Genomic DNA, 17,820 nt, shown 5'->3' with positions numbered 1-17,820 from the left:
CGAGATCGTCGCCTCGGTGCAGCGCGTGACCGACATCATGGCCGAAATCTCCGCCGCCTCGCAGGAACAGAGCGCCGGCATCGAGCAGGTCAACCAGACCGTGGTGCAGATGGACGAAACCACCCAGCAGAACGCCGCGCTGGTGGAGGAAGCCACGGCCGCCGCACGCGCCATGGAAGAGCAGGCCGCGCAGCTCGCAGACGCGGTGGCGATCTTCCGCCTCGACAACCAGGTGGCTGCTGCAATGAAGGCCGCGGCCGCGCGCGTCGAGCCCGCCCGCGCGGCCCCTGCAGCGCGCCCGCAGCCCGCCAGCGTGCCAGCACCGGCGCGGCGCGCAGGCGGCAGCGGCACCTTCGTTGCCAGCGACAGCGACTGGCAGGAATTCTGACCCACTGCGGTGGCCTCGGCCACCGCCTCCGCCGATGGACACGTCCCCCGTGCAAAGTCCTACTCCCATCGTTACCGGCCCGCGCGAATTCGAGTTCGCCGACCGTGATTTCCGCCGCGTCTGCGACCTGATCTACCAGCGCGTGGGCATCGCCCTCGCCCCGGCGAAGCGCGACATGGTCTATGGCCGCCTGTCGCGCCGCCTGCGCACGCTGGGCATGCGCAGCTTCCAGCAGTACCTGGACCATCTGGAACAGGAGGACGGCGACGAGTGGCAGGCGTTCACCAATGCCCTGACCACCAACCTGACCTCCTTCTTCCGCGAGCCGCACCACTTCGACAAGCTGCGCGAAGAACTCCAGCAGCGCTCCAGCCGCACCCCGCTGCTGCTGTGGTCGTGCGCGGCGTCCACCGGCGAAGAGCCCTACTCGATGGCGATCACCGCCTGCGAGGCCTTCGGCACCCTTAAGCCGCCGGTGCGCATCATCGCCACCGACGTCGATACCCAGGTGCTGGCCACCGCCGGCCGCGGTGTCTACAACATCGATCGCGTCGCCAGCCTCGATCCGGACCTGCGCCGCCGCTACTTCCAGAGGGGCAGCGGCCCGAACGAGGGCCAGTGCCGCGTACTGCCGGCGCTGCGCGAGCTGATCGAGTTCCGCCCGTTGAACCTGCTCGCCCCACGCTACGACGTCGGCGGCCCGTTCGATGCGTTGTTCTGCCGCAACGTGATGATCTACTTCGACAAGCCCACCCAGCGCGCCATCCTCGGTCGCCTGGTCCAGCACCTGGCCGACGATGGCCTGCTCTACACCGGCCACTCGGAGAACTACCTGCACGCCGCCGACCTGATCCAGCCCTGTGGCCGCACCCTGTATCGACGTGCAGCGAAGGCCGGCGCATGAACGCTTCGTTGCGTACCGACGATGTGATGCGCTACCAGGATGCGCGTTTCCAGACCATTGCCGCCAAGCTGCTGCCGACCCAGTACCTGGTGGTCGATGACACCACCGCGCTGACCACCACCCTGGGCTCGTGCGTGGCGGCGTGCCTGCGCGACCCGGTGCTGAAGATCGGCGGCATGAACCATTTCCTGCTGCCCGAAGGCAACGCCGGCGATGGTGCACCCGCGCGCTACGGCAGCTACGCGATGGAACTTCTGATCAACGACATGCTCAAGCGCGGCGCCCACCGCAAGCGCATCGAAGCCAAGGTGTTCGGCGGCGCCAACGTGCTCAAGGGCTTCACCAGCAATCCAGTGGGCACCCGCAACGCCGAGTTCGTGCGCCAGTACCTGCAGGCCGAGCACATCCCGATCATCGCCGAGGACCTGTGCGGCATCCATCCGCGCAAGATCTGGTTCTTCGCCGACACCGGCCGCGTGGTGGTGCAGCGCCTGCCCCATGCGCATGAGGCCGAAGTGGCCGCCACCGAATCGGCCGTGCGTGCGCGCCTGTCCAAGGCGCCGGTCACCGGTGGCGTGGAGCTGTTCGAATGACCTTGACCGGCAACGCTCCCTGCCGGGTGCTGATCGTCGACGACTCCGCCGTCGTGCGCCAGATGCTCACCGAGATCCTGTCCAGCGATCCGACCATCGACGTGGTCGGCACCGCCGCCGACCCGCTGCTGGCCCGTGAAAAGATCAAGCGACTGGCCCCGGACGTGATCACCCTGGACGTGGAAATGCCGCGCATGGATGGGCTGGCGTTCCTGGAAAACCTGATGCGCCTGCACCCGCTGCCGGTGGTGATGATTTCTTCGCTGACCGAGCGAGGCGCCGACACCACCCTGCAGGCACTGGCGCTGGGCGCCGTGGATTTCGTTTCCAAGCCGAAGCTGGACGTGGCCCGCGGCCTGCAAGGCTACGCCGACGAGATCATCGCCAAGGTCAAGATGGCGGCGCGCTCACGCGTCCGCCCGCTGGTGCGTGCCGCCGCACCGAAACTCCTGCTGGACGCCGCGCCCGTGATGCGCCCCGCCGCTCCGCAGTTCCGCACCACCGACCGGCTGATCGCGATCGGCTCCTCGGCGGGCGGCACCGAAGCGCTGCGCGTGGTACTGGAAGGCATGCCGGCCGACGCGCCCGCCGTGGTGATGACCCAGCACCTGCCGGCCAGCTTCAGCAGTGCCTTCGCCGAGCGACTGGACCGCCACTCGGCGATGGCCGTGCGCGAGGCCAGCGACGGCGAAGCGGTGTTGCCCGGCCACGCCTACCTGCCGCCGGGCGGCAAGCACCTGCGGATCATCCGCGACGGTGCGCGCTGGCGCTGCCGCGTCGACGACGGCCCCGCGGTGAACCGCCACAAGCCCGCGGTGGACGTGCTGTTCCGCTCGGTCGCGCAGAGCGCCGGTGGCAATGCGATCGGCGCCATCCTCACCGGCATGGGCGACGACGGCGCACGCGGCCTGCTGGAAATGCGCCAGGCCGGCGCGCCGACGCTGGTGCAGGACGAAGCGACCAGCGTGGTCTGGGGCATGCCCGGCGCCGCGTTCAAGCTGGGCGCGGCCGAGGAACAGGTGCCGCTGGAGCGGATCGCCGAGCGGCTGCTCGCCCTCGCCCGCAGCTGACAGGCCCCTGTGGAGCCGAGCCCACGCTCGGCTCTGCACCCTGCCCTGCTGAACACCTCCACGAGACGTCAGGCTCAATTGCCGATCCGCCGGCAGTGCCTTCGACCATTGATGCTTCAACGGCGCTGCTCGAGGCGTGACCCGGCCGCAGGCGATGCGCGTCAACCGGGAGCCCGCAGGGCATCGACTTGGAGCGCGGCTGGAGCGGGTCGTATAGTCAGGTATCGCACAGCAATGGAACGCCGATGGCGGCTGGAGCGGGTCGTATAGTCAGGTATCGCACAGCAATGGAACGCCGATGAACGTTACCCCGCAAGGCCGCGCTGCTCGGGTACGCAGGGAGGGAAGTCCGGGTAACGGGCACTACCCACTGCGCAACCTGTCGCATTTGCCCGGATGGGGCGCCGGCGTTCGTGATGGGACCGCATGTTCCAAGGAGCAAGGACAATCCTGCAGCGACATGGACTGCTCATGCTGAAAATTCTCCCGACCCTTGCTCACGTTGCGTTGATCGCCTCGATCACACTGGCCGTCCCGGGCTGCAGCAAGGAACGCTCATACCCGGTCTATCGCGAGAATCCTGCGCCAAAGGATGCGCTGCCGATTGTGATTCGGGTCCATGATGCACCCGTGGATGTCCCCGTTCCTTCAGTCTTCGTCACGTATGAGATAGATCCACTCTGTCTCCCTCCGGTCAACAATTGGGAGGGGGTGCAGTACGAGCCGAACCAGCACAAGGTTGAGCTTCAGGCACAGCGCCTCAGTGCAACTGAATTCAGCACTGTTGTTTTCAACGACGGCATGGAAGTTGCCGACTATTACGGTCGTGGCCCGTGCACTTGGACACCCGTGCTCGTGGAAGCTTCATTCGCCTTCATCATCGATGATCGTCCTATCCAAGCAACCGCATGGACTTCATTCACAAAGCTTGAAACCGAGAAACTCGCTACTACCTACGTACATCGCGCCTTACGCCCCATGACTTCAGGGGGATCGCCAGAGTGGACGCCTACCGAGCCTTCGACTTGGTACGAGAAGATGTCTCAAGATAAGCGAAAGGATTACTTCCCAATCGAAATCTCCACACGGACTGAAGGAACAGCCCAATGAATCCTGGAGCAAATGCAGCCCTCTCAGATCATGTCTACAAGGATCCGCTCCCTGAGCCCAAGGCCATTGTTACCATTGCTGGGACGGAATATCGTGTACTGGCCAGCCTAAACTCCGCCACCGGCTACCAAGGCGTCATTTACCATAATCTCGAATCCAAAGAAGTAATCGTCACCCATCGCGGTACCGAGTTCGATCGCCAGCCTTTGATTGATGGCGGCATCGACGCTGCAATGGTCACCGCAAGAGTCAACGCACAACTCGGCGATGCCCTCGCACTCACCAAGCAGGCGATCGATCTGGCTAAAGAGAATGGGTATGGTCCGGTGTATGTCACCGGCCACTCGCTGGGCGGCGCGCTTGCGCAGATCACTGCGCATCACTACAACCTCCCCGGTGATGCATTCAATCCCTACGGTGCCGCCGGGCTGGCGTATCGCCTTCCCGAAGGCCAGCCGGCCAACGCGGCGCCCTTCACCAACCACGTGATGGCAGGCGACCTGGTCAGCGCGGGCGGTCCTCATTACGGCAAGGTCGAGATGTATGCGCTGCCCAGGGAACTGGAGGTTCTGCGCAACGCCGAGCACGGCCAGCGCATCGCCTCGCTTGGAACACCCGGGATGAAAAGCGGCCATGTCATGTCCGCCGCAGTGGCGGTCCAGTTGGGCGACTCCCATCGATTGGTTCATTTCCCTGATCGCGTGACCGACAAGGGCCCGGTGCAGTCTGTACTCGACAATCCGCAGGCCCGGATCACAGATCCTGACGACCTGCGCCGGATTGCCGACTATCGCCGTGATGTTCATCAGCTGCGTGCGGGCACCACCGTGCTGGTCGGCGGCGGACCTGGCCTGCTGCGCGACGGGATCAATTACCTGCGCGGTACCGAGGAAGCCGGTGCATATGCCCGCCGCGAGGCTGAAGCGGAGCAGCCGGCCCAGAATGCGCTCAAGCCGGGGGAGCAGCTGATCTAGGATGCAACCGACAAGGGCTCGCCCTCGCTCGGCAATCCCGCCTTCTCTCCCAGGAGTCCATTGCAGGAGAGCATTGAGTCAACCTTGGACAAGGCAAGCTTGGATCCCAGGAAGGAAGGCCATCCAGACCATGCGCTCTACCAGCAGATTCGCGAGGGTGTATCCGCCGTGGATACCAGGCACGGGCGCAGCTTCGATGAAACCAGTGAGCGCATGACGGCCAGCCTGCTTGCGACGGCCAAGCGCAGCGGCCTCGAACGCGTTGATCATGTGGTCCTGGGCACTCCACCCAGCGATGGCTCGGACCCTCGCATGTTCGTTGTGCGGGGAGCGCCGGAGAATCCAGCACACCTGCGGGCCTCGGTACCGATCAGCGAGGCAATCAATACGACGGTAGAGCAGTCGCTCGCCAAGGCCGAACAGATTGCGCAGGCACAGCAGGTCGGTCAGCACGACCACGCCCAGGAGCAGACCCGAACCGCGATGCGGATGGGCTAGGCCACCCAGCCCGCCGCACACAAAAAACCCCCGGCTTTCGCCGGGGGTTTTTCATTTCAACGGGATGCCGGCCAGCGACCGGCACTACCGCATCAGGCAGCGACCGTCTTGGCCACGTCCTGGTATTCCTCGATCTGGTCGAAGTTCATGTAGCGGTAGATCTCGGCGCCGCTGGCGGCGATCACGCCCACATCGGCCATGTACTCCTCCTTGGTCGGGATGCGGCCCAGGCGCGAGCAGATTGCCGCCAGTTCCGCCGAACCCAGGTACACGTTGGTGTTGCGGCCCAGGCGGTTCGGGAAGTTGCGGGTCGAGGTCGACATCGCAGTGGAGCCTTCACGGATCTGCGCCTGGTTGCCCATGCACAGCGAGCAGCCCGGCATTTCCATGCGCGCGCCGGTGGCGCCGAAGGTGCCGTACACGCCTTCCTTGGTCAGCTCCGAGGCGTCCATCTTGGTCGGCGGGGCCACCCACAGGCGGGTCGGCAGGTCACGCTTGCCTTCCAGCAGCTTGGCCGCGGCGCGGAAGTGACCGATATTGGTCATGCACGAACCGATGAACACTTCGTCGATCTTGGCCCCGGCCACTTCGGACAGGGTCTTCACGTCGTCCGGGTCGTTCGGGCAGGCCACGATCGGCTCGTGGATGTCGGCCAGGTCGATCTCGATGACGGCGGCGTACTCGGCGTCGGCATCTGGCTCCAGCAGCTGCGGGTTGGCCAGCCAGGCTTCCATCTTCTCGATGCGACGCTGCAGCGAACGCGGATCCTGGTAACCCTCGGCAATCATCCACTTCAGCAGCGTGATGTTGCTGGTCAGGTACTCGATGATCGGTTCCTTGTTCAGGCGCACCGAGCAGCCGGCGGCCGAACGCTCGGCCGAGGCGTCGGACAGTTCGAACGCCTGTTCGACCTTCAGCTCCGGCAGGCCTTCGATTTCCAGGATGCGGCCGGAGAAGATGTTCTTCTTGCCAGCCTTGGCCACGGTCAGCAGGCCGGACTTGATCGCGTACAGCGGGATCGCGTTGACCAGGTCACGCAGGGTCACGCCCGGCTGCATCTTGCCCTTGAAGCGCACCAGCACCGACTCCGGCATGTCCAGCGGCATCACGCCGGTGGCTGCGGCGAAGGCGACCAGGCCCGAACCGGCCGGGAACGAAATGCCCACCGGGAAACGGGTGTGCGAGTCACCACCGGTACCTACGGTGTCCGGCAGCAGCATGCGGTTGAGCCAGCTGTGGATCACGCCGTCGCCCGGGCGCAGCGAAACGCCGCCACGGGTGGAGATGAACTCCGGCAGGGTGTGGTGGGTCTTCACGTCCACCGGCTTCGGGTAAGCGGCGGTGTGGCAGAACGACTGCATCACCAGGTCGGCCGAGAAGCCCAGGCACGCCAGGTCCTTCAGCTCGTCGCGGGTCATCGGGCCGGTGGTGTCCTGCGAGCCGACCGAGGTCATCTTCGGTTCGCAGTAGGTGCCCGGGCGCATGCCCTGGCCTTCCGGCAGGCCACAGGCGCGGCCGACCATCTTCTGCGCCAGCGAGAAGCCCTTGCCGGTATCGGCCGGCTGCACCGGCAGGCGGAACAGGTCGGTCGGGGCCAGGCCCAGCGCTTCGCGCGCCTTGCCGGTCAGGCCACGGCCAATGATCAGCGGAATGCGGCCGCCGGCACGCACTTCATCGAACAGCACGTCGGACTTGACCTGGAACTCGGCGATCACTTCGCCGTTCTTCAGCGCCTTGCCTTCGTACGGGCGCAGCTCGATGACGTCGCCGTGCTCCATCTTCGATACGTCCAGCTCGATCGGCAGCGCGCCGGCATCTTCCATGGTGTTGTAGAAGATCGGTGCGATCTTGCCGCCCAGGCAGACGCCACCGGCGCGCTTGTTCGGGATGAACGGAATGTCATCACCGGTCCACCACAGCACGCTGTTGGTGGCCGACTTGCGCGAGGAACCGGTGCCGACCACGTCGCCGACGTAGGCAACCAGGTGGCCCTTTTCCTTCAGCGACAGGATCTGCTGGATCGGGCCGCGCTTGCCGTCTTCTTCCGGGGTGAACGGCGCATCGTCGCGCTTGTTCTTCAGCATCGCCAGGGCGTGCATCGGAATGTCCGGGCGGGTGGTCGCGTCCGGTGCCGGCGACAGGTCGTCGGTGTTGGTCTCGCCCGGCACCTTGAACACGGTGACGGTCAGGCTCTGCGGCACTTCCGGATTGCTGGTGAACCACTCGGCATCGGCCCAGCTCTGCAGCACGGCCTGGGCGTTGGCATTGCCCGCCTTGGCCTTTTCCTGCACGTCATGGAACGCATCGAACACCAGCAGGGTCTTCTTCAGGCCGTTGGCGGCGATGGTGCCGACGCTGGCGTCGTCCAGCAGCTGCACCAGCGGGGCCACGTTGTAGCCGCCGAGCATGGTGCCCAGCAGTTCGGTGGCGCGCTCACGGCTGATCAGCGGGTTCTGCTCGCTGCCCAGGGCGATCGCCGCCAGGTACGACGCCTTGACCTTGGCCGCGTCATCGACGCCGGCCGGCACGCGGTGGGTCAGCAGGTCGAGCAGGAACTCGGCCTCGCCCTGCGGCGGGTTCTTCAGCAGTTCGATGACATCGGCCGTCTGCTGCGCGCTCAGCGGCAGCGGCGGGATGCCAAGCGCAGCGCGCTCGGCGACGTGGTGGCGGTAGGCTTCCAACATGACAACTCCCGGGTAATGCGTAGGTTGAAAAATCAAAAGTGGGCTCAGGCGTGCGGCACGATCAGCTTCAGGCCCTTGAAGTAGTCGCGGTAAAACGTGTCGTTCCAGGTGATCAGGCCATCGCACTGCAGCAGTGCGTGGGCGCCGACCATGAATTCATCCAGGCTGCGGCGGCTGCCGCCGCGCTGGCGATGACGGCGGTGCATCTCGCCGGCGCGCAGTGCCGACTTGGCTTCCATCGGGTTGAAGTGCACGCCCATTTCTTCCAGCGCTTCGAGCACCTCGGCACCGCCGCGCAGCGATGCGCAGACTTCGGCCAGGGTCGCGCCGCAGACCACCACGCGGCCGCCGACCAAGCTCTGCCGGAGGATGGCTTCCACGGCATCGGCCTGCGGGCCATTGCTGAGCAGCTCGACCAGTACCGGTGAATCGACGGCGATCATCACGGCTTATTCCTCGTCGCGCACCGCGCGCACCGCCGCATCGGACGACTCGAAGCCGTCCAGCGCGAACTTGCCGCGCGCCCGTGAAATGGCATCGTCAACACTCTTGCGCAGGATGATGCGGCTGCCGTCCAGCTCGACCTTCAGCAGCGTGCCCTTGGTCAGGCCGAGGGCATCACGCACCGCCTTGGGCAGGGTGATCTGTCCGCGTTCTGCAACAGTGGCTTCCATCGGTAGGCCCTCCAGAGTATGCACAAATTATACATACTTCCCCGGGCATACTTCCACCCTGAACAGGACCGGCGCCCCGCCAGCCCTTGCCTCGCAAAGGATCGGCCACAAACGTGACATACGCCATACACCTTCCCCTGTAGTCTGGAACCGATGCCGCAGGTCGGAGCCCGGCCCGGATGAACCCATTCAGTCCGGGGTTCATACTGGGATGACCGGGGCCGTCAGGCCCGCGGCGACCGCAAGCAGGCCCGCCCATGCGCGGGCCACTGCAAGCCATCCGCAAGAAGGAGTTACCCCGCATGAGCGATTCGTTCTCCACCCGCAGCCAGCTGAACGTCGGCGGCAAGACCTACGACTACTTCAGCCTGTCCACGCTGGGCCAGCGCTTCGATATCTCCCACCTGCCCTACTCGATGAAGATCCTGCTGGAGAACCTGCTCCGGCACGAGGATGGCGGCATCACCGTCGGCAAGGACCACATCGAGGCCGTGGCCCGCTGGAATCCGGCCGCCGAACCGGACACCGAAATCGCCTTCATGCCCGCGCGCGTGGTCCTGCAGGACTTCACCGGCGTGCCCTGCGTGGTCGACCTGGCCGCGATGCGCGACGCCGTCGTCAAGCTCGGCGGCAAGCCGGAGCAGATCAATCCGCAGATTCCCTCCGAACTGGTCATCGACCACTCGGTGCAGGTCGACGTGTTCGGCAAGCCCGACGCGCTGGACCTCAACGGCAAGATCGAATTCCAGCGCAACCAGGAACGCTACGGCTTCCTGCGCTGGGGCCAGAAGGCCTTCGACAACTTCAAGGTGGTGCCGCCCAACACCGGCATCGTCCACCAGGTGAACCTTGAAAACCTGGCCCGCGTGGTGATGACCGCGGACAAGGATGGCAAGGCCGTGGCCTACCCGGATACCGTGTTCGGCACCGACAGTCACACCACCATGATCAACGGCATCGGCGTGCTGGGCTGGGGCGTGGGCGGCATCGAGGCCGAGGCGGCCATGCTCGGCCAACCATCGTCGATGCTGATCCCGCAGGTGGTCGGCTTCAAGCTGACCGGCAAGCTGCCCGAGGGCGCCACCGCCACCGACCTGGTGCTGACCGTCACCCAGATGCTGCGCAAGCTCGGCGTGGTCGGCAAGTTCGTCGAGTTCTACGGTGATGGCCTGCAGCACCTGCCGCTGGCCGATCGGGCGACCATCGGCAACATGGCCCCGGAATACGGTGCCACCTGCGGCATCTTCCCGATCGACGCCGAGTCGCTGAACTACCTGCGCCTGTCCGGCCGCAGCGAAGAGCAGATCAACCTTGTCGAGGCCTATGCCAAGGCGCAGGGCCTGTGGCACGAGCCGGGCAGCCCGCACGCCCAGTACAGCACCACGCTGGAACTGGACATGGGCACGGTGAAGCCGTCGCTGGCCGGCCCGAAGCGTCCGCAGGACCGCGTGCTGCTGGAAGACGTGCAGAAGAACTACCGCGAAGCACTGGTCGGCATGACCAGCAACCGCGATAAGCGCAGTGATGATGTGTCCTCGTTCGTCAATGAAGGCGGCGGCGCGGCGGTCGGCAACGAGCAGTTGGCCAAGGGCTTCGCCGACATCGAGATCGAAGGCCGCAAGGTGCGGCTGAAGGACGGCGCGGTGGTCATCGCTGCCATCACCTCGTGCACCAACACCTCCAACCCGGCGGTGATGATCGGTGCCGGCCTGCTGGCCCGCAACGCGGCCGCCAAGGGCCTGAACCGCCAGCCGTGGGTGAAGACCTCGCTCGGGCCGGGCTCGCGCGTGGTCACCGACTACCTGGAAAAGGCCGGCGTGCTGAAGGAGCTGGAGAAGATCGGCTTCTACGTGGTCGGCTACGGCTGCACCACCTGCATCGGCAACTCCGGCCCGCTGCCGACCGAGGTCAGCGCTGGCATCGCCGCCGGTGACCTGGTGGTCACCTCGGTGCTGTCGGGCAACCGCAACTTCGAGGGCCGCGTGCACCCCGAAGTGAAGATGAACTACCTGGCCAGCCCGCCGCTGGTGGTGGCCTACGCCATCGCCGGCACCACCGACATCGACCTGACCACCCAGCCGCTGGGTACGGGCAGCGACGGCCAGCCGGTGTTCCTGCGCGACATCTGGCCGAGCAACAAGGAAATCGGCGACGTCATCGCTGCCACCATCGGGCCGGAGATGTTCAAGCAGAACTACGCCGACGTGTTCAAGGGTGACACCCGCTGGAACACCATCGCCTCGCCGGACGGCAACCTGTACGCGTGGAGCGATGCGTCCACCTACATCAAGAACCCGCCGTACTTCGATGGCATGACCATGCAGACCGGCAGCATCGACGACGTGCACGGCGCGCGCGTGATGGGCCTGTTCGGCGATTCGATCACCACCGACCACATCTCCCCGGCCGGCAACATCAAGAAGGACTCGCCGGCGGGCCGCTTCCTGCAGGAACGCGGCGTGCAGCCGGCCGACTTCAACAGCTACGGCAGCCGCCGCGGCAACGATGACGTGATGGTCCGCGGCACCTTCGCCAACATCCGCATCAAGAACCTGATGTTCGGTGGCGAGGAAGGCGGCAACACCCTGTACTACCCCGCCGGCGGCGGCCAGCCGGAGAAGCTGGCGATCTACGATGCCGCCATGAAGTACAAGGCCGACAAGGTGCCGCTGGTGGTGCTGGCCGGCAAGGAATACGGCACCGGCTCGTCGCGCGACTGGGCGGCCAAGGGCACCCTGCTGCTGGGGGTGAAGGCAGTCATCGCCGAGAGCTTCGAGCGCATCCACCGCTCGAACCTGGTCGGCATGGGCGTGCTGCCGCTGCAGTTCCGCAACGGCGAGAACGCCCAGAGCCTGGGCCTGGACGGCTCGGAAGTGATCGACATCACCGGCCTGCAGGACGGTGCCAGCAAGCGCGCCACGGTCACCGCGACCAAGGCCGACGGCACGAAGAAGACCTTCGAGGTCTCGGTGATGCTGCTGACCCCGAAGGAAGTCGAGTACTTCCGCCACGGCGGCCTGCTGCAGTACGTGCTGCGCCAGCTGGCCAGCAAGTAACGTTCCGCTCTCGGTAGAGTCGACTGCTAGTCGACTACCCAACAAAAGGGCCGGATCCTCGCGGATCCGGCCCTTCCTGTTTCTCTGCAGACAGGCATGGTCTGGCTCTACCGCATCTCCGGCGGCACCGGGATGGGCGCCAGGTGCGCGCTCACCTGCGTGGCGCATCCGGGTCGGTGCGCAGCGCCTTCAACAGGCCCCACATGTAGAACGCCAGGGTGAACGAGAACGGCAGGCCACACAGCACCACCGCCGTCTGCATCGCGCTGAAATTGCCGGCCAGCAGCAGGCCGACGCTGGCCACGGTGATGCCGGCCGCCCAGAACACGCGCAGCCAGATCGGCGCGTCATGGCCATCTTCGACGCCATCGTCAACGCGACGGGTGCACAGGTTGGCGATCATCAGCGTGCCCGAATCGACCGGGGTCAGGAACAGCACGAAGCCGATCACCACCGCGGCACCGGCCACGTACGGCGCGCCGGGCAGGTACTCCAGCAGCTTGAACAGCGTCATCGCCGCATCGTGCTGGGCCACCTCGCCCAGGATCGACTGGCCATGGTTGAGCACCAGGTCGATGGCGGTGTTGCCGAAGATCGACAGCCAGGCCAGGGTGAAGCCGAGCGGGATCAGCAGCACGCCCATGATCACTTCGCGGATGGTGCGGCCGCGCGAGATGCGCGCCACGAAAAGGCCGACGAACGGCGCCCAGGCGATCCACCACGCCCAGTAGAACAGCGTCCACGACCCCATCCATTCACGGCCCTTGGGATCGTTGAGGTACATGTCGAAGCTCTTGCGCACGAACGCGCCGAGATAATCGCCGGTGTTCTGGATCAGGCCGTCGAACAGGTGCAGGGTCGGGCCGGTGACCAGCACGAACAGCAGCAGGCCGCACAGCAGGCGCACGTTGAGGTTGGACAGCCACGCAATGCCCTTTTCCACGCCAGCGACCACGCCGATGGTGGCCACCACCATCATCACCAGCACGATGGCCACCAGCACCTGCGGCGTATCCGGGATGTGGAACAGGTAGACCAGGCCGGACTGCACCACCAGCGCGCCGATGCCGAGGTTGGTCACCATCGAGATCAGCGTGGCCAGGATGCCGAAGCCATCGACCATGTCGCCGATGCGGCCATGGATGCGCTCACCGAAGATCGGGTACAGCGCCGAGCGCAGCGCCAGCGGCAGGTCGCGGCGGTAGGCGAAGTAGCCCAGCGCCACCCCGACCAGTGCATACAGCGCCCAGCCATGCAGGCCCCAGTGCAGGAAGGTCAGCACCATCGCCTCGCGGCCGGCGGCCACGGTGCCACCAGGCTGCCCGGGCGGGTGCAGGAAATGGTCCAGCGGCTCGTAGGCACCGTAGTACAGCAGCGCGATGCCGATGCCGGCCGAGAACAGCATCGAGACCCAGGCAACGTAGCCAAAGGCCGGTGATTCCTCGTTGTGGCCCAGCCGGATGCGGCCGTAAGGCGAGAACGCCAGCCACAGCACGAAGCCCAGGCACAGCACGATCAGCAGCATGTACCACCAGCCGAACGCGGCCGAGACCTCGGCCTGCGCCCATTGCAGCCAGTGCTCGCTGCCTTCGGGATAGAGAACGGTGAGCAGCCCCAGGATGCCGATCGACACCGATGAGCTGAGGAAGACAAAACGGTTCAAGCGCAGGGGCGAACGCTTGGGATGAGCCAGGGAAGACATGGGATCGTCTCATCAGTCCGGGGGAGCACATGGGCGGGGCCGGACCGGAAAACCGGGCCCATGGCGTGGGGCGCGAGCGCATCCTAGGGTTTATTGATTGAACGTTCAATCAATAAAAAGCATAATGGCCGGCAACCCGATCGTTCGGGTCGCAAACCGTGGAGAGACAATGCCGAAGAAAGGCGTGGAACCGGTACGGCGCGAACAGCTGATCCGGGCCACTTTCCAGACCATCGACGAGATCGGCATGGCCGACGCGACCGTCGCCACCATCGCGAAGAAGGCAGGGCTGTCCAGCGGCATCGTCGCCCACTATTTCGGCGACAAGGACGGCCTGCTCAATGCTGCAATGCGGCAGATCCTGCGCGAACTGAAGGACGCCGTCGCCCGCTACCGCGCCGAGGCCAGCGATGACCCCCGCGAGCAGCTGCGTGCCATCGTCGATGGCAACTTCGACGACAGCCAGATCAACGGTACCGCGATGCGCGTCTGGCTCACGTTCTGGGCCGCCAGCATGCATCAGCCGGAACTGGCCCGGTTGCAGCGCGCCAACGACCAGCGCCTGTTCTCCAACCTGTGCCACCAGTTCAACCGCCTGCTGCCCCATCCGCAGGCCCGTCTGGCCGCCCGTGGCCTGGCCGCGATGATCGACGGCCTGTGGCTGCGCGGCAGCCTCGTCGGCGGCCAGTTCAACGCCGACAAGTCCCGGCGCATCGCCTACGGCTACATCGACTTCCAGTTGCAGGCTGCCGCGCTATAAGCGCTTCAGCACCCGCCCCCTTCCAAGGAGTACGCCCCATGACCACCCTGCCCGTCCAACAGCTCTACATCCACGGCCAGCGCGTCGATGCCACCAGCGGCAAGACCTTCAAGACCGTCAACCCGGCCACCGGTGAGGTGATCGCCGAAGTGCAGGTTGCCAGCCAGGCCGACGTCGAGCGCGCCGTGCAGAGCGCGGCCGAGGGCCAGAAGGCATGGGCGGCAATGACCGCGATGGAGCGTTCGCGCATCCTGCGCCGCGCCGTCGAGATCCTGCGCGAGCGCAACGACGAACTGGCCCACCTGGAAACGCTGGACACCGGCAAGGCGCTGGCCGAGACCACCACGGTGGACATCGTCACCGGTGCCGACGTGGTCGAGTACTACGCCGGCCTGGCCACCGCCATCGAAGGCATCCAGCTGCCGCTGCGCGAATCGAGCTTCTTCTACACCCGCCGCGAACCGCTGGGCGTGGTGGCCGGCATCGGTGCCTGGAACTACCCGATCCAGATCGCCATGTGGAAGTCCGCCCCCGCCCTGGCCGCCGGCAATGCGATGGTGTTCAAGCCGTCCGAAGTGACCCCGTTGACCGCGATCCGGCTGGCCGAGATCTACACCGAAGCCGGCGTGCCGGCCGGTGTGTTCAACGTCGTGCAGGGCCCGGGCCGCGAGATCGGCCAGTGGCTGACCGAGCACCCGGTGATCGAGAAGATCTCCTTCACCGGCGGCGTCGCCACCGGCAAGAAGGTCATGGCCAGCGCCGCGTCCTCGTCGCTGAAGGAAGTGACCATGGAGCTGGGCGGCAAGTCGCCGCTGGTGATCTGCGATGACGCCGACCTGGACCGCGCCGCCGACATCGCGGTGATGGCCAACTTCTTCAGCTCCGGCCAGGTCTGCACCAACGGCACCCGCGTGTTCGTGCCGCGCAGCATGTTGGCCGCGTTCGAGGCCGCCGTTGTCGAGCGCGTCAAGCGCATCCGCATCGGCGACCCGATGGCCGCCGAGACCAACTTCGGCCCGCTGACCAGCTTCCCGCACATGGAAAACGTGCTGCGCTACATCGAAAGCGGCAAGGCCGAGGGCGCCCGCCTGCTGGTGGGCGGCGGCCGTGCCACTGAAGGCGCGCTGGCCAACGGTGCCTACGTGCTGCCGACCGTGTTCTCCGATTGCCGCGACGACATGACGATTGTCCGGGAAGAGATCTTCGGGCCGGTGATGAGCATCCTCGCCTACGACGACGAAGACGAAGTGGTGCGCCGCGCCAACGACACCACCTTCGGCCTCGCCGCCGGCGTGGTCAGCAAGGACATCAGCCGCGCCCACCGCATCATCCACCGCCTGGAAGCCGGCATCTGCTGGATCAACACCTGGGGTGAATCGCCGGCCGAAATGCCGGTCGGTGGCTACAAGGAATCCGGCGTCGGCCGCGAGAACGGCATCTCGACCCTCGGCCACTACACCCGCATCAAGTCGGTGCAGGTCGAGCTGGGCGACTACGCCAGCGTGTTCTGACCGGCGCGCCGCCAGCACGCCCCTTCGTCCGGCCATCGCGCCGATCCGACATTCCGCCGCGACGCCTGCCCGCAGTGCGTCGCGGCCTGCAGGAGACACCCATGAGCACCCATAACGAGTACGACTACATCATCATCGGCGCCGGTTCGGCCGGCAACGTGCTGGCCACCCGCCTCACCGAAGATGCCGATGTCAGCGTGCTGCTGCTGGAAGCCGGTGGCCCGGACTACCGGTTCGATTTCCGTACCCAGATGCCGGCCGCACTGGCCTTCCCGCTGCAGGGCAAGCGCTACAACTGGGCGTACAAGACCGATCCGGAGCCCTTCATGAACAACCGCCGCATGGACTGCGGCCGCGGCAAGGGCCTGGGCGGCTCGTCGCTGATCAACGGCATGTGCTACATCCGTGGCAATGCGATGGACTACGACAACTGGGCCAGCATGCCCGGCCTGGAGGACTGGACCTACCTGGACTGCCTGCCCTACTTCCGCAAGGCCGAAACCCGTGACATCGGCCCCAACGACTACCACGGCGGTGACGGCCCGCTGCGCGTGACCACGCCCAAGGCCGGCAACAACGAACTGTTCGCTGCGATGGTCGAGGCCGGCGTGCAGGCCGGCTACCCGCGCACCGACGATCTCAACGGCTACCAGCAGGAAGGCTTCGGCCCGATGGACCGCACGGTGACCCCGAAGGGCCGTCGCTCCAGCACCGCCCGCGGCTACCTGGACCTGGCCAAGCCGCGCCCGAACCTGACCATCGTCACCCACGCGCTGACCGACCGCATCCTGTTCTCGGGCAAGCGTGCGGTGGGCGTGCAGTGGCTGCACAACGACCAGCCGCAGCGTGCGACCGCCCGCCGCGAGGTGCTGCTGTGCGGCGGCGCCATCGCCTCGCCGCAGATCCTGCAGCGCTCGGGCGTCGGCCCGGCCGACCTGCTGCGCAGCCTCGACATCGACCTCGTGCACCACCTGCCCGGCGTCGGCGCCAACCTGCAGGACCACCTTGAGATGTACCTGCAGTACGAGTGCAAGAAGCCGGTCTCGCTGGCCCCGGCGCTGAAGCTGTACAACCAGCCGGCGATCGGTGCCGAGTGGCTGTTCCTGGGCACCGGCATCGGCGCCAGCAACCAGTTCGAGGCCGGTGGCTTCATCCGCAGCGACGCCGAATTCGACTGGCCGAACCTGCAGTACCACTTCCTGCCGGTGGCGATCAATTACAACGGCTCCAACCCGATCAAGGCGCACAGCTTCCAGATGCACGTCGGCTCGATGCGCTCGCCCAGCCGTGGCCGCATCCACGTGCGCTCGAAGGATCCGCGCGAACATCCGAGCATCCTGTTCAACTACATGTCGCACGAGCAGGACTGGCGCGAATTCCGCGCGGCGATCCGCATCACCCGCGAGATCTTCGCGCAGCCGGCACTGGCCCCGTACAGCGGCCGCGAGATCTCGCCGGGCAGTGCACTGCAGACCGATGCACAGATCGATGCGTTCGTGCGCGAGCATGCCGAGACCGCCTACCACCCGTCCTGCTCGAACAAGATGGGCCATGCCGACGACCCGATGGCGGTGGTCGATGGCCAGGGTCGCGTGCACGGCCTGGAAGGCCTGCGCATCGTCGATGCCTCGATCATGCCGCAGGTGGTGACCGGCAACCTCAACGCGCCGACCATCATGATGGCCGAGAAGCTGGCCGACGTGATCCGCGGCCGCACGCCGCTGGCCCGCAGCACCGCGCCGTACTACAAGGCCAACGGTGCGCCGGTGCGCAAGCAGGGTTGACGCAGGCGGCCCGCTTGGGGCCACGATAGTGCCGGCCGCTGGCCGGCATCCGTCGGATGGCCTGTCCAGCGCAGATGCCGGCCAGCGGCCGGCACTACCCAGCAAAGAGGCT

At 66.2% G+C, this 17,820-nt stretch carries 14 protein-coding genes and 1 pseudogene; 11 read left to right on the top strand and 4 right to left on the bottom strand.

Annotated features, from left to right (window positions below; translation table 11 throughout):
- From LRM18_RS07670 to LRM18_RS07640, 7 genes and pseudogenes are all read left to right on the top strand, one after another.
- Positions 1–388: pseudogene (locus LRM18_RS07670) on the top strand (chemotaxis protein); the annotation flags it as partial.
- Positions 389–422: 34 nt separating this feature from the next.
- Complete coding sequence (locus tag LRM18_RS07665) at positions 423–1,292, top strand: CheR family methyltransferase (RefSeq protein WP_049416359.1); 870 nt, start codon at positions 423–425, stop codon at positions 1,290–1,292.
- Entirely contained in the window at positions 1,289–1,885 is a 597-nt protein-coding gene (gene cheD / locus LRM18_RS07660) for a chemoreceptor glutamine deamidase CheD (RefSeq protein ID WP_014037083.1), read from the top strand. The genes LRM18_RS07665 and cheD overlap by 4 nt, the downstream gene beginning before the upstream one ends.
- Complete coding sequence (locus LRM18_RS07655; protein ID WP_270953123.1) at positions 1,882–2,955, top strand: chemotaxis response regulator protein-glutamate methylesterase; 1,074 nt, start codon at positions 1,882–1,884, stop codon at positions 2,953–2,955. Before cheD ends, LRM18_RS07655 begins: the two co-directional genes overlap by 4 nt.
- Positions 2,956–3,426: 471 nt before the next feature.
- Positions 3,427–4,065 carry a hypothetical protein gene (locus LRM18_RS07650; RefSeq protein WP_206632638.1) on the top strand — a complete coding sequence of 213 codons (639 nt, stop codon included), beginning with the start codon at positions 3,427–3,429 and terminating at the stop codon, positions 4,063–4,065.
- Complete coding sequence (locus tag LRM18_RS07645; RefSeq protein ID WP_270953120.1) at positions 4,062–5,039, top strand: hypothetical protein; 978 nt, start codon at positions 4,062–4,064, stop codon at positions 5,037–5,039. The genes LRM18_RS07650 and LRM18_RS07645 overlap by 4 nt, the downstream gene beginning before the upstream one ends.
- Before the next feature lie 84 nt (positions 5,040–5,123).
- Positions 5,124–5,537, top strand: a complete 414-nt coding sequence (locus tag LRM18_RS07640) for an XVIPCD domain-containing protein (RefSeq protein WP_270953118.1) — start codon at positions 5,124–5,126, stop codon at positions 5,535–5,537.
- Positions 5,538–5,629: 92 nt separating this feature from the next.
- Here the strand turns inward: LRM18_RS07640 and acnB are convergent, their stop codons facing one another.
- From acnB to LRM18_RS07625, 3 genes are read right to left on the bottom strand one after another with little or no spacing between them, the layout of a single operon-like run.
- Positions 5,630–8,221 (bottom strand): bifunctional aconitate hydratase 2/2-methylisocitrate dehydratase, encoded by a 2,592-nt coding sequence (gene acnB, locus LRM18_RS07635; RefSeq protein WP_049407406.1) that lies wholly within the window; start codon positions 8,219–8,221, stop codon positions 5,630–5,632.
- A gap of 44 nt (positions 8,222–8,265) precedes the next feature.
- Positions 8,266–8,664, bottom strand: coding sequence for a type II toxin-antitoxin system VapC family toxin (locus LRM18_RS07630; RefSeq protein ID WP_005416402.1), 399 nt, complete (start codon positions 8,662–8,664; stop codon positions 8,266–8,268).
- A gap of 6 nt (positions 8,665–8,670) precedes the next feature.
- Complete coding sequence (locus LRM18_RS07625; protein ID WP_005409505.1) at positions 8,671–8,895, bottom strand: AbrB/MazE/SpoVT family DNA-binding domain-containing protein; 225 nt, start codon at positions 8,893–8,895, stop codon at positions 8,671–8,673.
- A gap of 302 nt (positions 8,896–9,197) precedes the next feature.
- Here LRM18_RS07625 and acnA point away from each other — a divergent pair, with 302 nt between their 5' ends.
- Positions 9,198–11,951 (top strand): aconitate hydratase AcnA, encoded by a 2,754-nt coding sequence (gene acnA, locus LRM18_RS07620; protein ID WP_270953104.1) that lies wholly within the window; start codon positions 9,198–9,200, stop codon positions 11,949–11,951.
- 151 nt (positions 11,952–12,102) lie between these two features.
- Here acnA and LRM18_RS07615 read toward each other — a convergent pair whose 3' ends face one another.
- Positions 12,103–13,653 (bottom strand): BCCT family transporter, encoded by a 1,551-nt coding sequence (locus tag LRM18_RS07615; protein WP_049466778.1) that lies wholly within the window; start codon positions 13,651–13,653, stop codon positions 12,103–12,105.
- A gap of 169 nt (positions 13,654–13,822) precedes the next feature.
- On the opposite strand from LRM18_RS07615, the gene betI reads away from it, so the two are divergent.
- The 3 genes from betI (at position 13,823) to betA (ending at position 17,708) form a co-directional block, all read left to right on the top strand.
- Positions 13,823–14,413 carry a transcriptional regulator BetI gene (betI, locus tag LRM18_RS07610; protein ID WP_014647011.1) on the top strand — a complete coding sequence of 197 codons (591 nt, stop codon included), beginning with the start codon at positions 13,823–13,825 and terminating at the stop codon, positions 14,411–14,413.
- Positions 14,414–14,451: 38 nt separating this feature from the next.
- The gene (gene betB, locus LRM18_RS07605) at positions 14,452–15,924 is read left to right on the top strand and encodes a betaine-aldehyde dehydrogenase (protein ID WP_103282957.1); all 1,473 of its coding nucleotides are present in this window, start codon (positions 14,452–14,454) and stop codon (positions 15,922–15,924) included.
- Positions 15,925–16,025: 101 nt separating this feature from the next.
- Positions 16,026–17,708, top strand: a complete 1,683-nt coding sequence (gene betA, locus LRM18_RS07600) for a choline dehydrogenase (RefSeq protein WP_021202070.1) — start codon at positions 16,026–16,028, stop codon at positions 17,706–17,708.
- The last annotated feature ends 112 nt before the right edge of the window (positions 17,709–17,820 follow it).

Source organism: Stenotrophomonas sp. PI_27, assembly GCF_027854495.1.
Classification (GTDB): Bacteria; Pseudomonadota; Gammaproteobacteria; order Xanthomonadales; family Xanthomonadaceae; genus Stenotrophomonas; species Stenotrophomonas pavanii.
The sequence above is the reverse complement of the archived record's forward strand: the minus strand, read 5'-3'. Positions and strand labels throughout refer to the sequence as shown.